The organism is Caballeronia sp. SL2Y3 (genome assembly GCF_022879575.1).
GTDB lineage: Bacteria > Pseudomonadota > Gammaproteobacteria > Burkholderiales > Burkholderiaceae > Caballeronia.
In genome coordinates this window covers 1848958-1871971 of the sequence record NZ_CP084260.1, presented here as the reverse complement: position 1 = coordinate 1871971, position 23014 = coordinate 1848958, and the positions used below count along the sequence as shown (strand labels likewise).

The following is a 23014-nucleotide window of genomic DNA, read 5'->3' as shown; positions in this document are numbered from 1 at the left end:
ACGGCCTCCGTAATCTCCCTATAATGTCCGAGCTTTGCGCTGCGCAAGGCGCAGTGGCCGCCCGCTCGCACAGACAGCGGCGGCAGGCAACGTTCGTGGACAGGAGCGCACCCTTTGGCGAGAACCAAGCAAACCAGCGCGAGCCCGGCACCGGGCGCAGGCACTCTGTTCGCGCTGCGGGCCATCGGCGTGATTCTCGCGGCGCGATGGGCGCTCTCCATGTCGCAGATGGGCTATCTCTCCTCGGTGCGCGCGATGACTTCGTCGCCGTGGGCGTGCCTCAATCTCGTCCTCATCTTCCTTTTGATCGTGCTGCCGGGCGCGAAGCCGCGCATGGAGCGTCCGCTGCATCCGTTGCCGCAGTGGCTTCGGCAGGCGCTGAGGCTGCTCGCGCTGCTGACCTTCGGCTTCGCGATTTTCTCGGTCGGGGCGTTCGTCTGGACGTCGGGCTGGCGGCGCTTCGTTCACGCGCTCGCTGAAACCAACGGCTGGCTGGCGGTCGCGCCGGCGCTCTATGCGGTGGTGATGTGGATTTGCCGGCCGCGCGCGCTGTGGCGCACGAACATCGCGGCGCGGCGCTTTGCAATCGGCCGCTATGCCATTTCGCTCGATCCGGTCACGCGCACGGCGATGGTCTGGGCCGAGAGCCGCAAGCTCGGCCAGTACGACGCACGAGAACTGTCGGTGAAGTGGCCGGTGCTGGCGGCATCGGCGCAGCCGGCCGCGGCGCCTGCGGTATCGAACGGTATCGCGCGGCGAAGCTGGTTCTCGCGGCGTCCGAAAGTGGAATTGCTGTGGGATTCACCTGCCGCGGCCGGTCACAATCGCACGACGGTTTTTCGCGCGCCGCTTTCCACCGAGAGCGACCGCAGCGCCGCACGCGCGCTCGACGCCACGCTAAGCCAGGTCTAAGCTGCGTCGCGCCGAGCCGTACCGATCTTTCTTGTCGACCGTGGGAGGAAAGCATGCTGATACGTTGGTTGCTCGCCGCGTTGCATCTGCTCGCCTTCGGCTTCGCGCTCGGTTCCGTGCTCGCGCGTGCGCGCGCATTGCGCCGGCTGGACGCGGCGGAGTCGGTGCAAGCGAACGCATTGCGTCTGCGTGACGTGTTCCGGTCGGATGCGCTGTGGGGCATCGCGGCTGTCGTCCTGATCGTCACTGGCCTGACGCGCGCGTTCGGCGGCTTCGAGAAGGGCGGCGCTTACTATCTGCACGAGCCGCTTTTTCACCTGAAGATGACCGCGCTCGTGGTCATTCTGCTGATCGAAGTCTCGCCGATGCTCGCGCTGATCCGCTGGCGTGCGGCGCTGGCGGAGGGCGGGGCAATCGACCTGACGCGCGCGCGGCGCTTCGCGTGGATGAGCGACGTTGAGGCGGCGCTCGTTATCGTCATGGTGATTGCGGCGAGCGGCATGGCGCGGGGCGTTTGGGCGACCTGAGTGCCTCGTTCGCGGGCGAAATGAAAAAGGCCCAAGTCGCTAGGCTTGGGCCTTTTGGTCTTCGGTGTCTTGGCGTTACCAGCACCAGAATTCTGGTGGGTAGTACTGGGATCGAACCAGTGACCCCTGCCGTGTGAAGGCAGTGCTCTACCGCTGAGCTAACCACCCGAAGAGATTGAGATTATGTCAGGACTATCTCGTCTCGTAAAGCGATTCTTTAAGCAATTTCGAAAAATTATGCGGCGACCGCATCCGGCTCGGTCTGCGGCGCTTCTGTCCGCCACACGCTCGTGCCCTTGAGCGCCTTGTCGAGATCGTTCAGCACCGCTTCGTGCGCGGCGAGTTCTTCGCCGCTCGCGACGATCACCGGCAGATCGAGGTCGTCCAGCGCGATGCGCGGCGCTGCCGTCGCGCCTTCCGTTTCGGCGTCGCCCAGCATGTCGATGACGAGGCTCTCCTGGCCGCGCGTCATCGCCAGATAGACCTCGGCGAGCAATTCGGAGTCGAGCAGCGCGCCGTGCAGCGTGCGGTGCGCGTTGCTGATGCCGAAGCGGTCGCACAGCGCGTCGAGCGAGTTGCGCTTGCCGGGGAAAATCTGCTTCGCGTGCGCGAGCGAATCGATCACGCCGGCGCAGATCTCGGACACCTTCGGCAGCCCGAGCAGCGCGAATTCCATGTCGAGAAAGCCGATATCGAAGGGCGCGTTGTGGATGATCAGCTCCGCGCCCGCGATGAAGTCGCGCAGTTGCGCGGCGATCTCCGCGAACTTCGGCTTGTCGCTCAGGAATTCGGTGGTGAGGCCGTGCACCGCCAGCGCGCCGGGGTCGCTGTCGCGTTCCGGGTTGACGTAAATGTGCAGGTTGTTGCCCGTCAGCCGGCGATTGATCAGCTCGACGCAGCCGATTTCGATGATCCTGTCGCCCGTGCGGGCATTCAGGCCGGTGGTTTCGGTGTCCAGTATCAGTTGGCGCATGAGTATTGTGTCAGTGCTGCGTTCAGCTTTCGGCAAGCGATGTCACGCCGCGATTGGCGAGCGCATCGGCGCGTTCGTTTTCGGGATGCCCGGCGTGACCCTTGACCCAGCGCCATTCGATCTGATGCTGCGCGACCAGCGCGTCCAGGCGCTTCCACAAGTCGGCGTTCTTCACGGGCGTCTTGGCGGCCGTCATCCAGTTCTTTTTCTTCCAGCCGTGAATCCACTCGCTGATGCCTTTCTGCACATATTGGGAGTCGGTGTGGATCACGGCGTGGCACGGCCGCTTCAACGCCTCGAGGGCGGCGATCACGGCCATCAATTCCATGCGGTTGTTCGTGGTCGCGGCTTCGCCGCCGAACAGTTCCTTCTCGAGCGAGCCGAAACGCAGCAGGGCGCCCCAGCCGCCCGGACCGGGATTGCCTTTGCAGGCGCCGTCAGTATAGATGTCGATTACTTTGGCCGATGCGGATTCGTCAGTCATCAATGCTCGTTGCGAGTGTGCGGGGCCGCGACCGGGGCGAGTCCGGGCGCGAGCGCGGGTTTCTTCAGCTTGCGTGGACCGATGAGCCGCATGCCGCGCACGCGCTTCACCGCCGTGATCATGTACGCGGCGCCGAAAATGGGCCACCAGCGGTCGCCGGCGGGCTCCATGAATTCATAACGCTGCAGCCATTTGTCCGTCAGCAGCGGCGGACGATAGCAGCCGAAGCGCCCGCGTTCAAGGTCGAAGCCGAGCAATTTGATCCAGTCCTTGATGCGCGTGAACGCGATCATGTCGTGCGCTTCCGGCACGAACGGGCGTCCCGCCACCTTGCCGAGCGACTGCCGCGCGCCCCACAAACTGAGCGAATTGAAGCCGAGAATGATCAGCTGGCCTTCGGGGACGAGCACGCGCTCGGCTTCGCGCAAGAGCCGGTGCGGATCACTCGAGAATTCCAGCGTATGCGGAAGCACGAGCAAATCGACGCTCTGCGCTTCGAACGGCAGATCCAGGAATTCGCACCAGACCGTGCTGCGTCCTTCCGGCGCGCTCGCGCCTCTTGAGGATGTGCGCGGCAGCGTGTACGGCGCGCTCGCGCCGCTTTCGGCGTCGAGCACGAGCGCGCGCCCGGTCATGCGATTCTCGCGCAGGGCATCCAGTTGCGGCATGCCGAGCTGAAGCGCGTGATAGCCGAAGATATCGCAGACCACGCGGTCGAGCTGCGCCTGCTCCCAGTCCAGCACGTAGCGTCCGGGCGCGGAGCTCGTCCAGGCGGGCCAGTCTATAATCGCTCGGTCAGACATGTTCGGATGCCGCGTAGATGATCGCCATGGATTCGTTTGCTGAAGATTCGTCCAAACGCGCGCCCAGGCGCGAACTCGAGTACGTGCCGGTCCCGGCCTTCGAAGACAACTACATCTGGCTCGTGTCGGATTCGCGCGATGCCGTCGTGATCGACCCGGGCGACGCCGCGCCCGTCGAGGCCTATCTCGCGGAACGCGGCTGGCGGCTGACCGCTATTTTACTCACGCACCATCATCGCGACCATGTCGGCGGCGTGAAAGCATTGCTCGATAGCCGATCGGACGAGGGCATTCCCGTGTACGGACCGGCGGGCGAGCGCATCGAGCATCTGACCGAGCGGCTGGCAGGCGGCGACACGGTGCGCATCGCGCAGCCGGAACTCAGCTTCATCGTCATGGATGTGCCTGGCCATACGGCCGGCCATATCGCGTATTTTCAGGAAGACGACAGCAGCGGCACGCCGCATGTCTTCTGCGGCGACACGCTGTTCGCGAGCGGCTGCGGGCGTCTTTTCGAAGGCACGCCGCAGCAGATGCTCACCTCGCTCGACGCGCTTGCGGCGCTTCCCGATGCGACGCTCGTGCACTGCGCGCACGAATACACGCTGTCGAACATTCGCTTCGCGCGGGCCTGCGAGCCGGACAGCGCGGCGCTCTCGCGCTGGAGCGACGAAGCGCAGGCGCTGCGCGCCGCCGGCAAGCCGACGCTGCCCACGACCATCGGTCATGAAAAAGCGGTAAATCCGTTCTTGCGCGTCGATCAGCCGGCAATTCAGGCGGCGCTTGTCGCGCAGTTCAAGGAGCCGGTCGCCGGCCGCACCGAGGCGTTTCGCATGCTGCGCGGATGGAAGGATAACTTCCGCTAATCGCAGGGAACTTCATCCAATACTTTAGGAACGGCGATAGATGCAAGATTTTGCAGGGGTTTTACGTGCATTCTTATTGACGTCCTAGGTTCGGTTCCGTACTATCGGCTCCAAATTTCCAGGCATATCTTTTGGAAGCCGAGACGTTCATGCGACTAACATTGAGCGCGCTATCCGTCCTGACGCTGGCCGCGTGTGCCAGCCAGGGGCCGACAGCGCCCGCCTCCGATCCTACTTCCGCTACTCCTACCGCCGCCTCGCAGCAACAAGTCGCCGACACGATTCGCCGCACCGCAGCCGCCAAGGAAACCATCAACGTCGACAAGACGCCTGTCACTTCGCTCGCCGGTTCGGCGGACTTGTGGAGCCGCATTCGCAATGGCTTCCAGATTCCGGACCTGCAAAGCGATCTCGTCGACATGCAGGTGAACTGGTACGCGCAGCGCCCGGACTACGTCGAGCGCATGACCACGCGCTCGCAGAAGTACCTGTATCACATCGTCGAGGAATTGGAGCAGCGCCATATGCCGACGGAACTGGCGCTTCTGCCGTTCATCGAGTCGGCGTACAACCCGCAGGCGCTATCGGTTGCGAAGGCGGCCGGCATGTGGCAGTTCGTGCCGGGCACCGGCCGCGACTACAACCTCAAGCAGAACATGTGGCAGGACGAGCGCCGCGACGTGCTCGCGTCGACGAGCGCCGCGCTGGATTACCTCTCGCGTCTGCATGACATGTTCGGCGACTGGCACCTGGCGCTCGCCGCGTACAACTGGGGCGAGGGCAACGTGCAGCGGGCCATTGCGCGCAACGAAGCGGCCGGTTTGCCGACCGACTACGAAAGCCTGCGCATGCCCAACGAAACGCGCAATTACGTGCCGAAGCTGCAGGCCGTCAAGAACATCGTGATGAGCCCGCAGCAGTACGGCCTCGCGCTGCCGGACATTCCGAATCACCCGTACTTCGTCACGGTCACGACCGCGCGCGATATCGACGTGACCATGGCCGCGAAGCTCGCCGGCATGAGCGTCGAGGAATTCCGCTCGCTGAATCCGTCGTTCTCGAAGCCGGTCATTCTCGGCGCGACGAATCCGCAAATCCTGCTGCCGTTCGACAACGCCGCCACGTTCCAGCGCAACCTCGGTTCGTACACGGGCGCGTTGTCGTCGTGGACCACGTACACGGTGACGGAGCGGGCGCGGCCCGCGGCCATCGCAGAAAAAATCGGCGTCGACGCGGACACGCTCATGTCGGTCAACCGCATTCCGGCGGGCATGCGTCTGAAGCCGGGTTCGACCATCGTCGTGCCGCGCACGGACGATGACGACGAAGACATCAGCGCGGACGTCGCCGCGAACGCAATGCTTGCGGTCGAGCGCGATGTGCCCGATACGCGCAAGATGGCCATTCGCGTGCGCCGCAAGCAGTCCATCGCGACGCTGGCGGACCGTTACAACGTATCGGTGGCGCAGGTGCGGGCCTGGAACCATACGCATCGCGACATGTTCATGCCGGGGCAAGTCGTCGTGCTGCACGTGCCGTACGGTCGTGCCGTGCCGGCCGAGCCCGGTCCGGTGCGCGTCGAGACGGTGGCGGCGTCGAGCCGTTCGTCGGGCGGCGTCAGCCGAATCGGCACGCATGTCACCGCGAAAACGCCGCACGGCAAGGCGCCGGGACATACGCTCACGCGCGTGTCGACTACGATCTCGCCGAAGACGGGCGCTTCGGCCAAGCCCGCTGCCTCGGCCAGAACGGAAAAGCACGCCGCCGCGCATTCGGGCGGTTCCAAGGCCAAGAAGAAATAAGGGCAGCGCGGCGCGCGCTTTCTGCTTATTCCACGCCGTCACCAAGGTGACGGCGTTTTCGTTTGGCGGCGCAGTTAAACTGGCGTTTCAAAAGAACAACTGTCCAGCGCATGCCGTCCTCCGTTCGTCTGCGGGTATTCTTCCTCTTCGCCGCCGGGTATTTCGTCTCGTACGTGTTTCGCGGCGTCAACCTCGGCTTTGCGCCGCTCATCACGCATGATCTCGGTCTGTCCGCCGCCGATCTCGGCTTGCTGACGTCGCTCTATTTCATCGGCTTCGCGATCGCGCAGATTCCGGTCGGCGTGCTGCTGGACCACTACGGCCCGCGCCGCGTCACCGCCGGCATGCTGGTGTTCGCGGCGGCCGGCATATGGACGTTCGGTGCGTCGCACGGGCTGGGCGGATTGATGGTGGGGCGTTTGCTGATCGGCATCGGCGTCTCCGTCTGTCTGAGCGCGGCGTTCAAGGCGTCCGCGCAGCATTTTCCGGTCGCGCGCCTGCCGCTCGTCAACGGCTTCACCATGGCGGTCGGCGGGCTCGGCGGGGTGGTGGTCGGCTCACCGCTCGCGTCGCTATTGCAAACGACTACGTGGCGACAGGTATCGATCGGCCTCGGCGTGTTCACGCTGGTCGTCGCGGCAGCCATCGCGCTGTTCGCGCCTCGCAACGCGGACTCGCATCATCAGGCCGACGTCATCAGCCAGTTCAAGGGCACCTGGCATATCCTCAAAAGCGGCGCGTTCTGGAAGATCGCGTCGTTCTCCGTCGTCACGCAGGGCGTCTTCTACGCGATGCAATCGCTCTGGATCCGCCCCTATCTGCTCGACGTGATGAACCTGACGCCCGCGCACGCCGCCGCGCTCGTCTCGGTGCTCGGCTTCGCGATGATGCTCGGGTGCGTCGGCTTCGGCGCGGCGGCGCGCGGCATGGAGCGGCGCGGCGTGTCGGTGTACGCGTTCTGCGGCGTGGGGATGGCGCTCTACGTTCTCGTGCAGGTGCTGATGGTGCTGCGCGTGCCGCTGCCGCCCGCGACGCTGCTCGCCGCCTACGGCGTGTTCGGCGGCACCGGCATTTTGAGCTACGCGGTGATGGCGGAGTACTTCCCCTCGCACATGATCGGCCGGGCGACGACGACGCTCACGCTCGTCATTTTCCTGCTGATCTTCGGGTTCCAGGTCGGCGTGGGCGCGGTGCTTTCGCATTGGACGCCGGAAGGCGGTCACTATCCGGCTGTCGCGCATGTGACGGTATGGAGCATTCTGATCGCGTTGCAATTGGCGAGCGCGGTCTGGTACGTGTTGCCCAGCCGCGTGCTGCACAAGACCAGACGGACTGCATCGTAGAGGCGTCGCAGGAAACGGGGCGCGGCAAGCAGAGACTTCCGAAATTTGGCGAAACGTCTGATTTCACGCTATAATTCGAAGGTTTGAGCATATCAACCCGCACCCTAGCGCCTACCTCCCATACACCGTCGTTCGCTGCGCCTGGCAGCGCGCGCTGCACGTCGCAATCGTCCGCTTGGCAACCTCGTTCGCTCGCTGCGAGCATGCCGGTCCGAGCTTCGATTCCCGGGTTTCCCGCGTGTAAGCCGCCGCCCTCGCGCAAGGATGCCCGCGCTCGCTTCGTGCCGCGGCCCCACGCCTGAATTTCGGACAGACAGGTCGGTAACAGGGTGTTCCCCAAGGAGCTTCCCGTGTTGCCGTCATTCTCCCCAGCACTTCTCGCACTTGCCGACGGCACGGTCTTTCGTGGTCAATCGATCGGCGCCGCAGGTTCGACGATCGGCGAAGTGGTGTTCAACACCGCGATCACCGGCTATCAGGAAATCCTGACCGATCCGAGCTACGCCCGCCAGATCGTCACCCTGACTTATCCGCACATCGGCAACGTCGGCGTCAACGCCGAGGACGTCGAAGCCAGCCGAGTCCATGCCGCCGGCCTCATCATCCGTGATCTGCCGGTGCTCGCTTCGAATTTCCGTTCCGAGCAAACCCTCTCCGACTATCTGAAGGCGCAGGGCATCCCCGCCATTGCGGGCATCGACACGCGCAAGCTCACGCGCATTCTGCGCGACAAGGGCGCGCAGAACGGCTGCATCCTCGCCGGCAGCGACGACGAGGCGAAGGCTCTCGAACTCGCGCGCTCGTTCCCCGGACTCGCCGGCATGGACCTCGCGAAGGTCGTGTCGACGAAAGAGCGTTACGAATGGACGCAGCGCGAATGGCGCCTCGGCAGCGGCTACGGCACGCAGGACGCGCCGAAATTCCGCGTCGTCGCGTTCGATTACGGCGTGAAGTACAACATCCTCCGCATGCTGGCCGAGCGCGGCTGTCACGTGACCGTGCTTCCCGCCGAAGCGACCGCCGCCGACGCGCTGGCGCTCAACCCGGACGGCATCTTCCTGTCCAACGGCCCCGGCGACCCCGAACCGTGCGACTACGCGATCGCCGCCACGCGTGAATTCATCGAGCGCGGCATTCCCACGTTCGGCATCTGCCTCGGGCATCAGATCATGGGGCTCGCCGTCGGTGCCAAGACCACGAAGATGAAGACCGGCCACCACGGCGCGAACCATCCGGTGAAGGACATGGAAGACGGCCGCGTCGTGATCACGTCGCAGAACCACGGCTTCGCGGTCGATGCCGCGACGCTCCCCGCGAACGCGAAGGTCACGCACGTCTCGCTCTTCGACGGCACGTTGCAAGGCTTCGCGCTGACCGACAAGCCCGCGTTCTGCTTCCAGGGCCATCCGGAAGCGTCGCCCGGCCCGCACGACATCGCGTATCTGTTCGACCGCTTCATCAAGCTGATGGAGACGGCGAAGGTCGCCGCATAAAGAACACCACAGAGCACAGTTATGCCGAAGCGCACAGACATCAAGAGCATTCTCATCATCGGCGCGGGCCCGATCATCATCGGTCAGGCGTGCGAGTTCGACTATTCCGGCGCGCAGGCGTGCAAGGCGCTGCGCGAGGAAGGCTACAAGGTCATTCTCGTCAACAGCAATCCCGCGACGATCATGACCGACCCGAACACGGCGGACGTCACCTACATCGAGCCGATCTCGTGGGAAGTGGTCGAGCGCATCATCGCGAAAGAGCGCCCGGACGCGATCCTGCCGACCATGGGCGGGCAGACCGCGCTCAATTGCGCGCTCGACCTGTTCCATCACGGCGTGCTGGAGAAGTACAACGTCGAGCTGATCGGCGCGTCGCCGGAAGCCATCGACAAGGCGGAAGACCGCCAGAAGTTCAAGGACGCGATGACCAAGATCGGCCTCGGTTCGGCCAAGTCGGGCATCGCGCATTCGATGGAAGAGGCGCTCGCCGTGCAGGCCCAGATCGCCGAAGCGACCGGCAGCGGCGGTTATCCGACCGTGATCCGGCCGTCGTTCACGCTCGGCGGATCGGGCGGCGGCATCGCGTACAACAAGGAAGAGTTCGAGGAAATCTGCCGTCGCGGTCTCGATCTTTCGCCGACGCGCGAGCTCTTGATCGAAGAATCGCTGCTCGGCTGGAAAGAGTACGAGATGGAAGTGGTCCGCGATAAAAAGGACAACTGCATCATCGTGTGCTCCATCGAAAACCTCGATCCGATGGGCGTGCACACCGGCGACTCCATCACCGTCGCGCCCGCGCAGACGCTCACCGACAAGGAGTATCAGGTGCTGCGTAACGCGTCGCTCGCGGTGCTGCGCGAGATCGGCGTGGACACGGGCGGCTCGAACGTGCAGTTCGCGATCAATCCGAAGGACGGCCGCATGGTCGTCATCGAAATGAATCCGCGTGTGTCGCGCTCATCCGCTTTGGCATCGAAGGCGACGGGCTTCCCGATCGCCAAGGTCGCCGCGAAGCTCGCATGCGGCTACACGCTCGACGAGCTCAAGAACGAAATCACCGGCGGGCAGACGCCGGCATCGTTCGAGCCGACCATCGACTATGTCGTGACGAAGGTGCCGCGTTTCGCGTTCGAGAAATTCCGCGAAGCCGATTCGCGTCTCACGACGCAGATGAAGTCGGTCGGCGAAGTCATGGCCATCGGCCGCACGTTCCAGGAGTCGTTCCAGAAGGCGCTGCGCGGTCTGGAAGTCGGCGTGGACGGTCTCGACGAAAAGACCACGAGCCGCGACGAAGTGATCCGCGAGATCGGCGAGCCGGGCCCGGACCGCATCTGGTATCTCGGCGACGCGTTCCGCCTCGGCCTCACGCCCGAGGAAATCTTCGAGGAAACGTCGATCGATCCGTGGTTCCTCGCGCAGATCGAACAAATCGTGCTGAAGGAAAAGGCGCTGCAAGGCCGCACGCTCGAAAGCCTCACGCGTGACGAACTGCTGTATCTGAAAAAGAGCGGCTTCTCGGATCGGCGTCTCGCCAAACTCACGGGCTCGACGCAAGCCGACGTGCGCAAGAAGCGCCATGCGCTGAAGGTGCGTCCGGTGTACAAGCGCGTCGACACGTGCGCGGCCGAATTCGCGACGAAGACCGCCTACATGTACTCGACCTACGAGGAAGAGTGCGAAGCGAATCCGACGGACAAGAAGAAGATCATGGTGCTCGGCGGCGGGCCGAACCGGATCGGGCAGGGCATCGAGTTCGACTACTGCTGCGTTCACGCCGCGCTCGCCATGCGCGAAGACGGCTATGAAACCATCATGGTCAACTGCAATCCGGAGACCGTGTCCACGGACTACGACACCTCCGACCGCCTCTACTTCGAATCGCTCACGCTCGAAGACGTGCTCGAAGTCGTCGATCTGGAAAAGCCGGTCGGCGTGATCGTGCAGTACGGCGGCCAGACGCCGCTCAAGCTCGCGCTGGATCTCGAGGCGAACGGTGTACCGATCATCGGCACGTCGCCGGACATGATCGACGCCGCCGAAGACCGCGAACGCTTCCAGAAGCTGCTGAAGGATCTGGATCTGCGTCAGCCGCCGAATCGCACCGCGCGCGCGGAAGACGAAGCGCTGAAGCTCGCGGAAGAGATCGGTTATCCGCTCGTCGTGCGTCCTTCGTATGTGCTGGGCGGCCGCGCGATGGAAATCGTGCACGAGCCGCGCGACCTCGAACGCTACATGCGCGAGGCCGTGAAGGTGTCGAACGATTCGCCGGTGCTGCTCGACCGCTTCCTCAACGACGCGATCGAATGCGACGTCGACTGCATCTCGGACGGCGAAGCCGTGTTCATCGGCGGCGTGATGGAGCACATCGAGCAGGCGGGCGTGCATTCGGGCGATTCGGCCTGTTCGCTGCCGCCGTATTCGCTGTCGGATGCGACCGTCGACGAGCTGAAGCGTCAAACCGCAGCGATGGCCAAGGCGCTGAACGTCGTCGGCCTGATGAACGTGCAGTTCGCCATCCAGCAGGTTCCGCAGGAAGACGGCACGAAGAAGGACGTCATCTACGTGCTGGAAGTGAACCCGCGCGCATCGCGCACGGTGCCGTATGTGTCGAAGGCGACGAGCCTGCCGCTCGCGAAAATCGCCGCGCGCGCCATGGTCGGTCAGACGCTCGCGCAGCAAGGCGTGACGAAGGAAATCGTGCCGCCGTACTTCAGCGTGAAGGAAGCGGTGTTCCCGTTCGTCAAGTTCCCGACCGTCGATCCGGTTCTCGGACCGGAAATGCGTTCGACCGGCGAAGTGATGGGCGTGGGCCGCACGTTCGGCGAGGCGCTCTTCAAGTCGCAGCTCGCGGCCGGTTCGCGCTTGCCGGAATCGGGCACGGTGCTTCTCACGGTGATGGACGCGGACAAGCCGAAGGCGGTCGAAGTGGCGAGCATGCTGCACGAGCTCGGCTATCCGATCGTCGCGACCAAGGGCACGGCTGCGGCCATCGCGGCGGCGGGCGTGCCGGTCAAGGTCGTCAACAAGGTGAAGGACGGCCGGCCGCATATCGTCGACATGATCAAGAACGGCGAGATCGCGCTCGTCTTCACGACGGTCGATGAAACCCGCGCGGCGATCGCCGATTCGCGCTCGATTCGCATGAGCGCGCAGGCCAATAAGGTCACGTACTACACGACGATGTCCGGCGCGCGTGCCGCCGTGGAAGGCCTGCGTTATCTGCGCGATTTGGAAGTCTATGATTTACAAGGCTTGCATGCTCGCCTAAACTAAGGCTTCGACGACTGGTCTAAGTAACACGAGCCGCGGTTGAGCGGTATCTCCTCATACGGGAGATGCGCTAACCGCGGTAATTTTTTTACGGCTGTTTTTTGCTTTGGGTTGTCTATGAGCACGATTCCCTTGACCAAGCGCGGCGCGGAGTTGCTGCGCGACGAATTGCAACGCCTGAAGGCTGTCGAGCGTCCGGCGGTCATCAACGCGATCGCGGAAGCGCGCGCGCAGGGCGATCTGTCTGAGAACGCAGAATACGATGCCGCGAAGGAGAAGCAGGGTTTCATCGAGGGCCGGATCGCCGAACTCGAATCGAAGCTGGCCGCGGCGCAAGTGATCGACCCGACGACCGTGGATGCCGACGGCCGCGTGGTGTTCGGCGCGACCGTCGAATTGGAAGACCTGGAATCCGGCGACACCGTGACCTACCAGATCGTCGGCGACGACGAAGCGGATATCGATCACGGCCTGATCTCGGTGAGCTCGCCGATTGCGCGCGCGCTGATTTCGAAGTCTGAAGGCGACGTCGCGTCGGTGCAGGCGCCGGGCGGCGCGCGCGAGTACGAAATCATCGCTGTCCGTTACGTCTGATGGCCATCGCGCACCGCGTTTTTCGCATCGTCAGCATGCTCTGGGTCGGCAGCCTGCTGACGCTCGGCCTCGTCGCCACGCCCGTTCTCTTTTCGATGCTGGACTCTGCCGTGGCCGGATCGGTGGCCGCGCAGTACTTCAGAATCGAGGCGTTCGTCGGCGTCGTCAGCGCGTTGGTTCTGATTCTGATCGGCAATCGCTTCGTGAAAAGCGGTATCGCCGACTATAAGCGCGTGCGGTGGATTGTCGCGGTCATGCTGGTGTGCGTGCTCGCCGGTTACTTCGCGTTGCAGCCGTTCATGAACTCGCTGCGCATGGCGGCGCAGGCAGCCGGCACCGATCTCGCCAGTTCGCCCTATGCGCGGCAGTTCGGCATTCTGCACGGCATATCGAGCGCCATCTATCTGATCGAATGTCTTTTCGGCATTGCGCTCGTGTGGCGCTTGCCGGGCAGTGCGCCTAGCGCCATCGTGCCGAAGAACAAGTCGGCGAAGATGGCGGCCAAGCGGGCGCGGAGCTGATCCGCGCCGTGGCCGCATGCGGCGCGAGCGTTCTCGCGCCGCGCTGCTTACTTCGCGGCCTGATGCTGGCGCTTCGAGCTCGTCTGACGCTTCTTCGCGCGCTTCACGTTACCGCCCGCGGTCACGCGCTCATTGCCGAGCACCTTGAGCGTCTGCTTCTTGGGCTTTTTGAACGCAGGCGCATCGCGCGAAATCTTTACGGCCTTGACGATGCGCGGCGCGCGGCCCTTCGAAGGACGCTCGACGGCTTCGGCCGCGCTCGGCGGCATGGTGCTGCGCGTGCGCGTTCCGCGGCTCTTGGCCGGCGCGGCGCCTTCGGGCCTCCAGATGACCAGCAGCTTGCCGATATGCTGGATAGGCGCTGCGTTCAGGCGGTCGCAGATTTCGTCGTAAATGGCGATGCGCGCCTCGCGGTCGTCGCCGAATACGCGAATCTTGATGAGCTGGTGCGCTTCGAGGTGCACGCCGATTTCGTTCAGCACGGCATCCGTCAAACCCTCCGCGCCGACGAGCACGACGGGCTTGAGCGCATGGGCCTGGGAGCGCAGGTCGGAGCGTTGGGCAGGAGAGAGTTCGAGAGCTGGCATGAGAAATTGGGGAGTCGACTAAAATAGGGCGGCGCGGGCCTGACGGCGTGCCAGACGCGTAATGCGAAGTGCGAAGAAGCCGGCAAGATGGCCTGGTTCGGCCGGCCGAGGTGGACCGCCGCCAAAAACAAAATAGGCCGGAGACGCGATTGCCGGGCGCATTCGAGCGCCCGCGGAAACGTTCCGGCCGACAAGACGGGTATTATCCGCTAAAAGCGCCGCATGTTGCTGCAAGTTTTCGCGCACGCAACGGCAAGCAACGACACGCAGGGGCACGCAATCCGGAGACCACGCATTGGCGCGCGTTGCTCGCGCCACCGAAACACCTTCCACGCCGCACGAACGCGGCATGAGTTCAGCTTGAATGGCAAAGAATCGCTTCAATCATTCGTGGTTGCATGACCACATCAACGATCCGTACGTGAAGATGGCGCAGCGCGAGGGCTATCGGGCCCGCGCGGCGTACAAGCTCAAGGAGATCGACGAGCAGGACAAGCTCATCAAGCCGGGGCAGGTCATCGTCGATCTGGGTTCGACGCCCGGAAGCTGGAGCCAGTACGCGCGCAACAAGCTCGCGCAGGGTTCGAAGCGCGACGCGCAGCGCGAAGGCGGCATCGACGGCACGATCATCGCGCTCGATATTCTGCCGATGGAGCCGATCGCGGACGTGACGTTCATCCAGGGCGACTTCCGCGAAGACTCGGTGCTCGCGCAACTGGACGAAATCGTCGGCGAGCGGCAAGTGGACCTTGTAATCTCCGACATGGCCCCCAACCTCTCCGGAGTAGCGAGTGCGGATGCGGCGCGGATCGAGCATCTTTGCGATCTGGCGCTGGAATTCGCTCAAAACCATCTGAAACCCGAGGGGTCGCTGCTAGTCAAATGTTTTCATGGCAGCGGCTATAGCCAGATCGTCGAGAAGTTCAAGCACCAGTTCAAAGTGGTCGCGCCGCGCAAGCCGAAGGCGTCCCGAGACAAATCGTCCGAGACTTTTATCCTCGGGCGGCGGCTCAAAAATCCGGCTGCAGGACCCGCTTAAACGATGTCGGCGAATTTCAGCGATATTTTCGCGGATTATGCCGAAAAAAGACCATCTAACGCTATTTAGGCGGTAGTGAAACCTTATGGCAGGGGTTAGCGGTCTGGATTAGAATGCTTTGGTGGCGCCGCAAGGTTTATGTAGGCGCCCGTCTATGAGTGAGGAGTGGTGCTTTGAACAACAATATGTTCTCTAAAGCGGCAGTGTGGCTCGTGATCGCACTGGTGCTGTTTACGGTGTTCAAGCAGTTCGATAAGCCCCGCGTCCAGGAAGGCGTGTCGTATTCGCAGTTCATGGACGACGCGAAGAACGGCAAGGTCAAGAACGTCACGGTTCAGGGGCGCAATCTCACGGTCACTCCGACAGACGGCCAGAAGTACCAGATCGTGTCGCCCGGCGACATCTGGATGGTCGGCGATCTGATGAAATACGGCGTTCAGGTCAGCGGCAAGGCTGACGATGAACCGAATGCGCTCGTCTCCGCGCTGTACTACCTTGGGCCGACGATCCTGATCATCGGTTTCTGGTTCTACATGATGCGGCAGATGCAGGGAGGCGGCAAAGGCGGGGCGTTCTCGTTCGGCAAGTCGCGAGCGCGGCTGATCGACGAAAACAACAACGCGATCAACTTCACGGACGTGGCCGGCTGCGACGAAGCCAAGGAAGAAGTGTCGGAACTGGTGGACTTCCTGCGCGATCCGCAGAAATTCCAGAAGCTCGGCGGGCGCATTCCGCGCGGCGTGCTGCTGGTCGGCCCTCCGGGTACCGGTAAGACGCTTCTGGCGCGCGCCATCGCGGGCGAAGCCAAGGTGCCGTTCTTCAGCATTTCGGGTTCGGACTTCGTGGAAATGTTCGTCGGCGTGGGCGCGGCCCGCGTGCGCGACATGTTCGAGCAGGCCAAGAAGCATGCGCCGTGTATCGTCTTCATCGACGAAATCGACGCGGTCGGTCGTCATCGCGGCGCCGGCATGGGCGGCGGCAACGACGAGCGCGAGCAGACGCTGAACCAGATGCTCGTCGAAATGGACGGCTTCGAGGCGAATTCCGGCGTGATCGTGATCGCCGCGACGAACCGTTCGGACGTGCTCGACAAGGCGCTCTTGCGTCCGGGCCGTTTCGACCGCCAGGTGTACGTCGGTCTGCCGGACATCCGCGGCCGCGAGCACATCATGAAGGTGCACCTGCGCAAGGTGCCGATTGCGAACGACGTGGACGCATCGGTCATCGCGCGCGGCACGCCGGGCTTCTCGGGTGCGGATCTCGCGAACCTCGTGAACGAAGCCGCGCTCTTTGCGGCGCGTCGCGGCAAGCGGATCGTCGAAATGCAGGACTTCGAGGACGCGAAGGACAAGATCTTCATGGGTCCGGAGCGCAAGTCGGCGGTCATGCGCGAAGAGGAACGCCGCAACACGGCGTACCACGAGTCGGGCCACGCGGTCGTCGCCAAGCTGCTGCCGCATGCGGACCCGGTTCACAAGGTCACGATCATGCCGCGCGGCTGGGCGCTGGGCGTCACGTGGCAGTTGCCGGAGCATGATCGCGTGAATCTGTATCGCGACAAGATGCTGGAAGAAATCGCGATCCTGTTCGGCGGCCGCGCAGCGGAAGAAGTGTTCCTGAACTCGATGTCGACCGGTGCTTCGAACGACTTCGAGCGCGCAACGAAGATGGCGCGCGACATGGTCACGCGTTACGGCATGTCCGACGTGCTCGGCACCATGGTGTACGTCGACACGGAACCGGATGGCATGTTCGGCAAGCTCGCGTCGAAGACGGTTTCGGAAGCGACGCTGCAAAAGGTCGATGCTGAAATCCGCCGCATTCTCGACGAGCAGTACGCGCTTGCGCGCAAGCTGCTGGAAGACAACCGCGAGAAGGTCGAAGCCATGACCAAGGCGCTGCTCGAATGGGAAACCATCGACGCAGACCAGATCAGCGACATCATGGCCGGCCGTCCGCCGCGTCCGCCGAAGAACATGCCGCCGCCGTCGGGCGATTCGCCTTCGAGCGGCAATAGCGGCACCGAAGTGAAGCCGGGCAGCGCAACCGCGCCGGCCTAAGCTTCCCGAGTCGTATCATGGGCCGGCGTGCAATGCACGCCGGCCCATTTTTATTTTCAGGCCCGCGTTCTGCCGGGTCGAACGCCCAGTCACTCGCTCTCGCCCATTCGCTTGACCACACTCACTGCCTCCCCCGTCCTCGCCGAGCCGCTGCAATGCGGACGTTTCACGCTGACGTTCGAACGACCGCTCGTCATGGGCATCCTGAACGTCACGCCGGACTCGTTTTCTGACGGCGGTCGCTTCCTTTCCCGCGACGCGGCGCTGGCGCGCGCCGAGCAGATGCTCGCCGATGGCGCGGACATGATCGACATCGGTGGCGAATCGACTCGTCCGGGCGCGCCGCCCGTGCCGCTCGACGAAGAACTCGAACGCGTCGTCCCGATTGTCGAAGCATTGCGCGGCGTGCAGGTTCCGCTTTCGGTCGATACATACAAGCCCGCCGTGATGCGCGCCGCGCTCGAAGCGGGCGCGGACATGATCAACGACATCTGGGGGCTGCGTCAGGACGGCGCGCTGGATGCGGTGAAGGACAGCAACTGCGGACTGTGCGTGATGCACATGCTCGGCGAGCCCCGCACGATGCAACTGCACGAACCGGTCTACGACGACGTCGTCGCGTCGGTGCGAGACTTTTTCGCCGAGCGGCTCGCCGCGCTCACGGCGGCGGACATTGCGGCGAATCGCATCACATTCGATCCCGGCTACGGCTTCGGCAAAACCGTCGGGCATAATTACACGCTACTTGCCGAACTCGCGGCAACGCTGCCAGTCGGCACGCATCGCGCGCTGCTGGCCGGCATGTCGCGCAAATCGATGCTCGGTGCCATCACCGGTCGCAGCGCGGGCGAGCGCGTATTCGCGAGCATCGCGGCGGCGGTGTGCGCTGCCGAACGTGGCGCGGCCATCATCCGTGTGCACGATGTGGCCGAGACCGTAGACGCATTGAAAGTTTGGCAAGCCACCAGGCAGGCGGCGCGTCGCGCGCACGATAGACGCGCTCGCGTCGCAGCACTGCGGCGAAGGCGCTCGCGCTCGCAGCTTTCCAACGAACAACGCGGATCAAAACAGGCGCCGTAATCCGCGAGGAGGGTCAGGCAACAATGGCAAGACGATATTTCGGAACGGACGGCATTCGCGGACGCGTCGGCGCGGCCCCGATCACGCCGGACTTCGTGCTCAGGCTCGGCTACGCGGCCGGCAAGGTGCTTGCGGGCGGCGACCGGTCGCTACAGAAGGGCAACCGGCCGACGGTGCTCATCGGCAAGGACACGCGCGTGTCCGGCTACATGCTGGAAGCGGCGCTCGAGTCCGGCTTCTCGGCAGCCGGCGTCGACGTGATGCTCGCGGGCCCCATGCCCACGCCCGGCGTCGCCTATCTGACGCGCGCACTGCGGCTGTCGGCGGGCGTCGTCATCAGCGCGTCGCACAATCCCTACGAGGACAACGGCATCAAGTTCTTCTCCGCCGATGGCAACAAGCTGCCCGACGAAGTCGAACACGAGATCGAGGCGCAACTCGAACAGCCGATGGACTGCGCGCCGTCGGAACGGCTCGGCAAGGCGCGCCGTCTCGACGACGCGGGCGGTCGTTACATCGAATTCTGCAAGAGCACGTTCCCCGCGAGCTTCGACTTGCGCGGCCTGAAGCTGGTGGTCGACTGCGCGCACGGCGCGGCGTACGACGTCGCGCCGCACGTGTTCCACGAACTCGGCGCGGAAGTGGTGCCGATCGGCGTGTCGCCGAACGGCTTCAATATCAACGATGGCGTCGGCGCGACGGCCCCGGATGCGCTCGTGCGCGCGGTGAAGGAGCATGGCGCGGATATCGGCATCGCGCTGGACGGCGACGCGGACCGGCTGCAGATCGTCGATTCGGCCGGGCGCCTCTATAACGGCGACGAGTTGCTCTACGTGCTGGTGAAGGATCGCATTGCGACGCACGGCAACGTGGAAGGCGCGGTCGGCACGCTGATGACGAACATGGCGGTCGAAGTCGCGCTGAAGGAGGCGGGCGTGCAGTTCGTCCGTGCCGCGGTCGGCGACCGCTACGTGCTCGAAAAGCTGCGCGAGCACGGCTGGCAGCTCGGCGCGGAAGGTTCGGGCCACATTTTGTCGCTGGATCGGCACTCGACGGGCGACGGCATCGTCTCGGCGCTTCTCGTGCTTGCGGCGCTCAAGCGCAGCGGCAAGACGCTCGCCGAACTGCTCGACGGCGTGAGCCTGTTCCCGCAAAAGCTGATCAACGTGCGCATGAAACCGGGCGCGGACTGGAAAAACAGCGACGCGATCCGCCGCGCCGTCGAGCAAGCCGAGCATTCCCTCGAATCGCGCGGCCGGGTCTTGATCCGCGCGTCGGGAACGGAACCGGTGTTGCGCGTGATGGTGGAAGCCGCCGCGCAGGCAGACGCCGTCCGGCACGCGGAAACGATTGCGCAGGTCGTGAAGGACGTGACTTCGTAAGCGTTCGCGAAAGAACGCGCATGTCGCCAAAAGCGGGCTTCGGCCCGCTTTTTTTTTGCCGTTGGCAGCCTGACGAATGAACGCTCGATCGACTTTCCGTTTGAAAGTCGGCTGTCATATGCCCTTAACCGAGAGTCACATTACTGTCACAGAGACTGCCTATATTTCGCGTGTCGTCCCACACGCTATTCAACCCTGGAGGTCTCATGAAATTGATGCACACCGCGCTCGCTGGCGTAATTGGCGCAATGCTGGCCATCTCTGCGCAAGCGGCCGATATCACCGGCGCGGGCAGTACCTTCGCAGCTCCGATCTACACCAAGTGGGCAGATGCCTATCAGAAAAGCGGCGGCGGCAAGGTCAACTATCAGGGCATCGGGTCGTCGGGCGGCGTGAAGCAGATCATCGCGAAGACGGTCGATTTCGCGGGCTCGGACGCTCCGCTGAAAGATGACGAACTCGCGAAAGACGGCCTCTTCCAGTTCCCGACGGTGGTCGGCGGCGTGGTGCCGGTCATCAACGTGCCGGGCGTGAAGGCAGGCGAACTGACGCTGTCGGGCCAGGTGCTCGGCGACATCTACCTCGGCAAGATCAAGAAGTGGAACGACCCGGCTATCGCGGCGCTGAACCCGAAGGCCAAGCTGCCGGACACGGATATCGCCGTGGTGCGCCGCGCGGACGGCTCGGGCACGAGCTTCATCTGGACGAACTATCTGTCGAAGGTCAACGCCGACTGGAAGTCGAAGGTGGGCGAGGGTTCGACGGTCAACTGGCCGACGGGAACGGGCGGCAAGGGTAACGACGGCGTCGCGGCGTTCGTGCAGCGTCTGCCGGGCGCGATCGGCTATGTCGAGTGGGCGTACGCGAAGCAGAACCACATGACCTACGTCGGCCTCAAGAACTCGGCGGGCACGGTGGTGGAGCCGAAGACGGAGACGTTCAAGGCGGCGGCCGCGGGCGCGGACTGGTCGAAGTCGTTCTATCAGATCCTGACGAACGAGCCGGGCAAGGACGCATGGCCGATCGTCGGCGCGACCTTCGTGCTGCTGCATTCGACGCAGGACAAGGCGGCGCAGGGCGCGGAAACGCTCAAGTTCTTCGACTGGGCGTTCAAGAACGGCGGCCAGGCTGCGAACGACCTCGACTACATCTCGCTGCCGGAATCGGTCGTGTCGGAAATCCGCACGCAATGGAAGGCGAAGGTCAAGGACAGCGCGGGCAAGCCGGTCGCGGAGTAATAGCCAGGAAGTATCGCAGTCAGACAAGCTGAAACTGTCCTAAGCTGAAGCGGCGGACAAATAAAGCAGCGTAAGCAGCAAAGAAGCAGCAAAGAAGCAGCAACAAGCCGCGCGGCGATCGAAAGGTTGCCGCGCGTCTGACACGTAGCGTAACCAAGGCTCCCATGTCGGACATCAACTTAGCGTCGGCACCGCCGGCGGCGCAATCGCAGCGCGCGCCGAGCCGTATCGGCGACATCATTTTCGGCGGCATCACGCGGCTCGCAGCCGTCGTGACGCTGCTCCTGCTTGGCGGCATCATCGTCTCGCTCATCATTGCGTCGATGCCGACCATCGAGAAATTCGGCCTCAGCTTTCTCTGGCGCGCGGAGTGGGATCCGCCCAGCGAGAGCTTCGGCGCGCTCGTGCCCATCTACGGCACCATCGCCACCTCGATCATCGCGCTGATCATCGCGGTGCCGGTGAGCTTCGGCATCGCGCTCTTTCTGACGGAACTGTCGCCGACGTGGCTGCGCCGGCCGCTCGGCGTCGCCATCGAACTGCTCGCGGCGATTCCGTCGATCGTCTACGGCATGTGGGGCCTGCTCGTATTCGCGCCGATCTTCGCGACGTACTTCGAAAAGCCCCTCGGCGCGCTGCTCGGCGGCGTGCCGCTCATCGGCGCGTTGTTTCAGGGGCCGCCCATCGGCATCGGCATTCTGTGCGCGGGCGTCATTCTCGCCATCATGATCATTCCGTACATCGCGTCCGTGATGCGCGACGTGTTCGAAGTCACGCCGGTGCTGCTGAAGGAATCGGCGTACGGCATCGGCTGCACGACGTGGGAAGTGATGTGGAAGATCGTGCTGCCGTACACGCGCGCCGGCGTGATCGGCGGCGTCATGCTCGGTCTTGGCCGCGCGCTCGGCGAGACCATGGCGGTGACCTTCGTGATCGGCAACACCAATCTGCTCGACAACGTGTCGCTCTTTTCGCCGGGCAACAGCATCACGTCCGCGCTCGCAAATGAATTCGCCGAAGCGAGCCCCGGCCTGCATACGTCCGCACTGATGGAACTGGGCCTGATTCTCTTCGTCATCACGTTCATCGTGCTCGCGCTTTCGAAGCTGCTCTTGATGCGCATGCAGCGTGCGGAGGGTGCAAAGTGAGCCGTCCCGCAACGTTCAATCAGGACCAAGAGCGCACGGTCGCCACGCGCATGAAGCTGCAACGCCGCCGCCGCGGCACCAACGCGATCGCGCTGACGCTTTCGCTCGCGGCCATGGCGTTCGGCCTTATCTGGCTCGTGTGGATTCTCTTCACGACGCTGAAGCTCGGCGTCTCGGGCCTCTCCGTCGAACTGTTCACGCAGTCGACGCCTCCGCCGAACACCGATGGCGGCGGTCTCGCCAACGCGATCGTCGGCAGTCTCATGCTCGTCGTGCTCGCAACGTGCATCGGCACGCCGCTCGGCATTCTCGCGGGCGTGTATCTCGCGGAATACGGGCAGAAGCGCTGGCTCGCGAACGTGACGCGCTTCATCAACGACATTCTGTTGTCCGCGCCGTCCATCGTCGTCGGTCTCTTTGTTTATGCGCTCGTCGTCGCGAAGATGGGGCGTTTCTCGGGCTGGGCCGGCGTGATCGCGCTCGGACTCTTGCAGATTCCCATCGTCATCCGCACGACGGAAAACATGCTGAACCTCGTGCCCAACGCGCTGCGAGAGGCCGCCTTCGCGCTCGGCACGCCGAAGTGGAAGATGGTGATGTCGATCACGCTGAAGGCGTCGGTTGGCGGCATCGTGACGGGCGTGCTGCTGGCGGTTGCGCGCATTGCAGGCGAGACCGCGCCGCTGCTCTTCACGGCGCTGTCGAACCAGTTCTTCACGCTCGACATGAATCAGCCGGTGGCGAACTTGCCGGTGACGATCTACAAGTTCGCGATGAGTCCGTTCCCGCAATGGCAAACGCTCGCGTGGGCCGGCGTGTTCCTGATTACGCTCGGCGTGCTGGGTCTGAATATCCTGGCGCGCGCGATTTTCTCCAAGAAATAAGGGTG

19 protein-coding genes, 1 tRNA gene and 1 pseudogene are annotated in these 23014 nt (G+C 63.9%); 16 read left to right on the top strand and 5 right to left on the bottom strand.

Annotated elements, in window-relative coordinates:
* Positions 1 to 114 precede the first annotated feature (114 nt).
* Both LDZ26_RS08825 and LDZ26_RS08820 read left to right on the top strand, forming a co-directional pair.
* Positions 115 to 912, top strand: a complete 798-nt coding sequence (locus LDZ26_RS08825; protein WP_244846895.1) for a hypothetical protein — start codon at positions 115 to 117, stop codon at positions 910 to 912.
* Positions 913 to 965: 53 nt separating this feature from the next.
* Positions 966 to 1439, top strand: coding sequence for a DUF2214 family protein (locus LDZ26_RS08820; RefSeq protein ID WP_244846894.1), 474 nt, complete (start codon positions 966 to 968; stop codon positions 1437 to 1439).
* A gap of 93 nt (positions 1440 to 1532) precedes the next feature.
* Here LDZ26_RS08820 and LDZ26_RS08815 read toward each other — a convergent pair.
* The 4 genes from LDZ26_RS08815 to LDZ26_RS08800 all read right to left on the bottom strand — a co-directional run bounded on the left by LDZ26_RS08815 (position 1533) and on the right by LDZ26_RS08800 (position 3699).
* A tRNA-Val gene (locus LDZ26_RS08815) sits at positions 1533 to 1607 on the bottom strand.
* A gap of 67 nt (positions 1608 to 1674) precedes the next feature.
* Positions 1675 to 2412 carry a DNA polymerase III subunit epsilon gene (gene dnaQ / locus LDZ26_RS08810; RefSeq protein ID WP_244846893.1) on the bottom strand — a complete coding sequence of 246 codons (738 nt, stop codon included), beginning with the start codon at positions 2410 to 2412 and terminating at the stop codon, positions 1675 to 1677.
* Positions 2413 to 2434: 22 nt separating this feature from the next.
* Positions 2435 to 2896: a ribonuclease HI gene (rnhA, locus tag LDZ26_RS08805; protein ID WP_244846892.1), complete on the bottom strand. Its 462-nt coding sequence runs from the start codon at positions 2894 to 2896 to the stop codon at positions 2435 to 2437.
* Entirely contained in the window at positions 2896 to 3699 is an 804-nt protein-coding gene (locus LDZ26_RS08800) for a class I SAM-dependent methyltransferase (protein ID WP_244846891.1), read from the bottom strand. Before LDZ26_RS08800 ends, rnhA begins: the two co-directional genes overlap by 1 nt.
* A 17-nt stretch (positions 3700 to 3716) precedes the next feature.
* Here LDZ26_RS08800 and gloB point away from each other — a divergent pair, with 17 nt between their 5' ends.
* The 7 genes from gloB (at position 3717) to LDZ26_RS08765 (ending at position 13591) form a co-directional block, all read left to right on the top strand.
* The gene (gene gloB / locus LDZ26_RS08795; RefSeq protein WP_244846890.1) at positions 3717 to 4565 is read left to right on the top strand and encodes a hydroxyacylglutathione hydrolase; all 849 of its coding nucleotides are present in this window, start codon (positions 3717 to 3719) and stop codon (positions 4563 to 4565) included.
* 149 nt (positions 4566 to 4714) lie between these two features.
* Positions 4715 to 6367, top strand: coding sequence for a transglycosylase SLT domain-containing protein (locus LDZ26_RS08790; RefSeq protein ID WP_244846889.1), 1653 nt, complete (start codon positions 4715 to 4717; stop codon positions 6365 to 6367).
* Between the two features lie 110 nt (positions 6368 to 6477).
* Entirely contained in the window at positions 6478 to 7710 is a 1233-nt protein-coding gene (locus LDZ26_RS08785; RefSeq protein ID WP_244846888.1) for a nitrate/nitrite transporter, read from the top strand.
* 350 nt (positions 7711 to 8060) lie between these two features.
* Positions 8061 to 9203, top strand: a complete 1143-nt coding sequence (gene carA, locus LDZ26_RS08780) for a glutamine-hydrolyzing carbamoyl-phosphate synthase small subunit (RefSeq protein ID WP_244846887.1) — start codon at positions 8061 to 8063, stop codon at positions 9201 to 9203.
* Positions 9204 to 9224: 21 nt separating this feature from the next.
* Positions 9225 to 12479, top strand: coding sequence for a carbamoyl-phosphate synthase large subunit (carB, locus tag LDZ26_RS08775; RefSeq protein WP_244846886.1), 3255 nt, complete (start codon positions 9225 to 9227; stop codon positions 12477 to 12479).
* Between the two features lie 114 nt (positions 12480 to 12593).
* On the top strand, positions 12594 to 13070 hold the full coding sequence (greA, locus tag LDZ26_RS08770) for a transcription elongation factor GreA (protein ID WP_175944399.1): 477 nt from the start codon (positions 12594 to 12596) through the stop codon (positions 13068 to 13070).
* Complete coding sequence (locus tag LDZ26_RS08765; RefSeq protein WP_370650545.1) at positions 13070 to 13591, top strand: DUF4149 domain-containing protein; 522 nt, start codon at positions 13070 to 13072, stop codon at positions 13589 to 13591. The genes greA and LDZ26_RS08765 overlap by 1 nt, the downstream gene beginning before the upstream one ends.
* A 47-nt stretch (positions 13592 to 13638) precedes the next feature.
* Here the strand turns inward: LDZ26_RS08765 and LDZ26_RS08760 are convergent, their stop codons facing one another.
* A complete protein-coding gene (locus tag LDZ26_RS08760) occupies positions 13639 to 14178 on the bottom strand; it encodes a YhbY family RNA-binding protein (RefSeq protein ID WP_244846885.1) in 540 nt (179 codons plus the stop codon).
* Positions 14179 to 14542: 364 nt separating this feature from the next.
* Between LDZ26_RS08760 and LDZ26_RS08755 the strand changes: the two genes are divergently transcribed.
* The 7 genes and pseudogenes from LDZ26_RS08755 to pstA all read left to right on the top strand — a co-directional run bounded on the left by LDZ26_RS08755 (position 14543) and on the right by pstA (position 23009).
* The gene (locus LDZ26_RS08755) at positions 14543 to 15217 is read left to right on the top strand and encodes an RlmE family RNA methyltransferase (protein ID WP_244846884.1); all 675 of its coding nucleotides are present in this window, start codon (positions 14543 to 14545) and stop codon (positions 15215 to 15217) included.
* A gap of 173 nt (positions 15218 to 15390) precedes the next feature.
* Positions 15391 to 17277, top strand: a complete 1887-nt coding sequence (ftsH, locus tag LDZ26_RS08750) for an ATP-dependent zinc metalloprotease FtsH (protein ID WP_175944393.1) — start codon at positions 15391 to 15393, stop codon at positions 17275 to 17277.
* A 195-nt stretch (positions 17278 to 17472) separates the two neighbouring features.
* Positions 17473 to 18264, top strand: a pseudogene (gene folP / locus LDZ26_RS08745) (dihydropteroate synthase); the annotation flags it as partial.
* Positions 18265 to 18380: 116 nt separating this feature from the next.
* Positions 18381 to 19739 carry a phosphoglucosamine mutase gene (glmM, locus tag LDZ26_RS08740; protein WP_244846883.1) on the top strand — a complete coding sequence of 453 codons (1359 nt, stop codon included), beginning with the start codon at positions 18381 to 18383 and terminating at the stop codon, positions 19737 to 19739.
* Between the two features lie 206 nt (positions 19740 to 19945).
* Positions 19946 to 20977: a phosphate ABC transporter substrate-binding protein PstS gene (gene pstS, locus LDZ26_RS08735; RefSeq protein WP_244846882.1), complete on the top strand. Its 1032-nt coding sequence runs from the start codon at positions 19946 to 19948 to the stop codon at positions 20975 to 20977.
* A gap of 164 nt (positions 20978 to 21141) precedes the next feature.
* Complete coding sequence (gene pstC / locus LDZ26_RS08730) at positions 21142 to 22125, top strand: phosphate ABC transporter permease PstC (RefSeq protein WP_244846881.1); 984 nt, start codon at positions 21142 to 21144, stop codon at positions 22123 to 22125.
* Entirely contained in the window at positions 22122 to 23009 is an 888-nt protein-coding gene (pstA, locus tag LDZ26_RS08725; RefSeq protein WP_370650544.1) for a phosphate ABC transporter permease PstA, read from the top strand. Before pstC ends, pstA begins: the two co-directional genes overlap by 4 nt.
* Positions 23010 to 23014: the final 5 nt, after the last annotated feature.

What these genes read in the sequence shown, in the direction of transcription:
- LDZ26_RS08820 (WP_244846894.1), top strand. Translation starts at nt 966, where the DNA reads ATGCTGATACGTTGGTTGCTCGCCGCGTTGCATCTGCTCGCCTTCGGC.
- dnaQ (WP_244846893.1), bottom strand. Translation starts at nt 2,412, where the DNA reads ATGCGCCAACTGATACTGGACACCGAAACCACCGGCCTGAATGCCCGC.
- rnhA (WP_244846892.1), bottom strand. Translation starts at nt 2,896, where the DNA reads ATGACTGACGAATCCGCATCGGCCAAAGTAATCGACATCTATACTGAC.
- LDZ26_RS08800 (WP_244846891.1), bottom strand. Translation starts at nt 3,699, where the DNA reads ATGTCTGACCGAGCGATTATAGACTGGCCCGCCTGGACGAGCTCCGCG.
- gloB (WP_244846890.1), top strand. Translation starts at nt 3,717, where the DNA reads ATGATCGCCATGGATTCGTTTGCTGAAGATTCGTCCAAACGCGCGCCC.
- LDZ26_RS08790 (WP_244846889.1), top strand. Translation starts at nt 4,715, where the DNA reads ATGCGACTAACATTGAGCGCGCTATCCGTCCTGACGCTGGCCGCGTGT.
- LDZ26_RS08785 (WP_244846888.1), top strand. Translation starts at nt 6,478, where the DNA reads ATGCCGTCCTCCGTTCGTCTGCGGGTATTCTTCCTCTTCGCCGCCGGG.
- carB (WP_244846886.1), top strand. Translation starts at nt 9,225, where the DNA reads ATGCCGAAGCGCACAGACATCAAGAGCATTCTCATCATCGGCGCGGGC.
- greA (WP_175944399.1), top strand. Translation starts at nt 12,594, where the DNA reads ATGAGCACGATTCCCTTGACCAAGCGCGGCGCGGAGTTGCTGCGCGAC.
- LDZ26_RS08765 (WP_370650545.1), top strand. Translation starts at nt 13,070, where the DNA reads ATGGCCATCGCGCACCGCGTTTTTCGCATCGTCAGCATGCTCTGGGTC.
- LDZ26_RS08760 (WP_244846885.1), bottom strand. Translation starts at nt 14,178, where the DNA reads ATGCCAGCTCTCGAACTCTCTCCTGCCCAACGCTCCGACCTGCGCTCC.
- LDZ26_RS08755 (WP_244846884.1), top strand. Translation starts at nt 14,543, where the DNA reads ATGGCAAAGAATCGCTTCAATCATTCGTGGTTGCATGACCACATCAAC.
- glmM (WP_244846883.1), top strand. Translation starts at nt 18,381, where the DNA reads ATGGCAAGACGATATTTCGGAACGGACGGCATTCGCGGACGCGTCGGC.
- pstS (WP_244846882.1), top strand. Translation starts at nt 19,946, where the DNA reads ATGAAATTGATGCACACCGCGCTCGCTGGCGTAATTGGCGCAATGCTG.
- pstC (WP_244846881.1), top strand. Translation starts at nt 21,142, where the DNA reads ATGTCGGACATCAACTTAGCGTCGGCACCGCCGGCGGCGCAATCGCAG.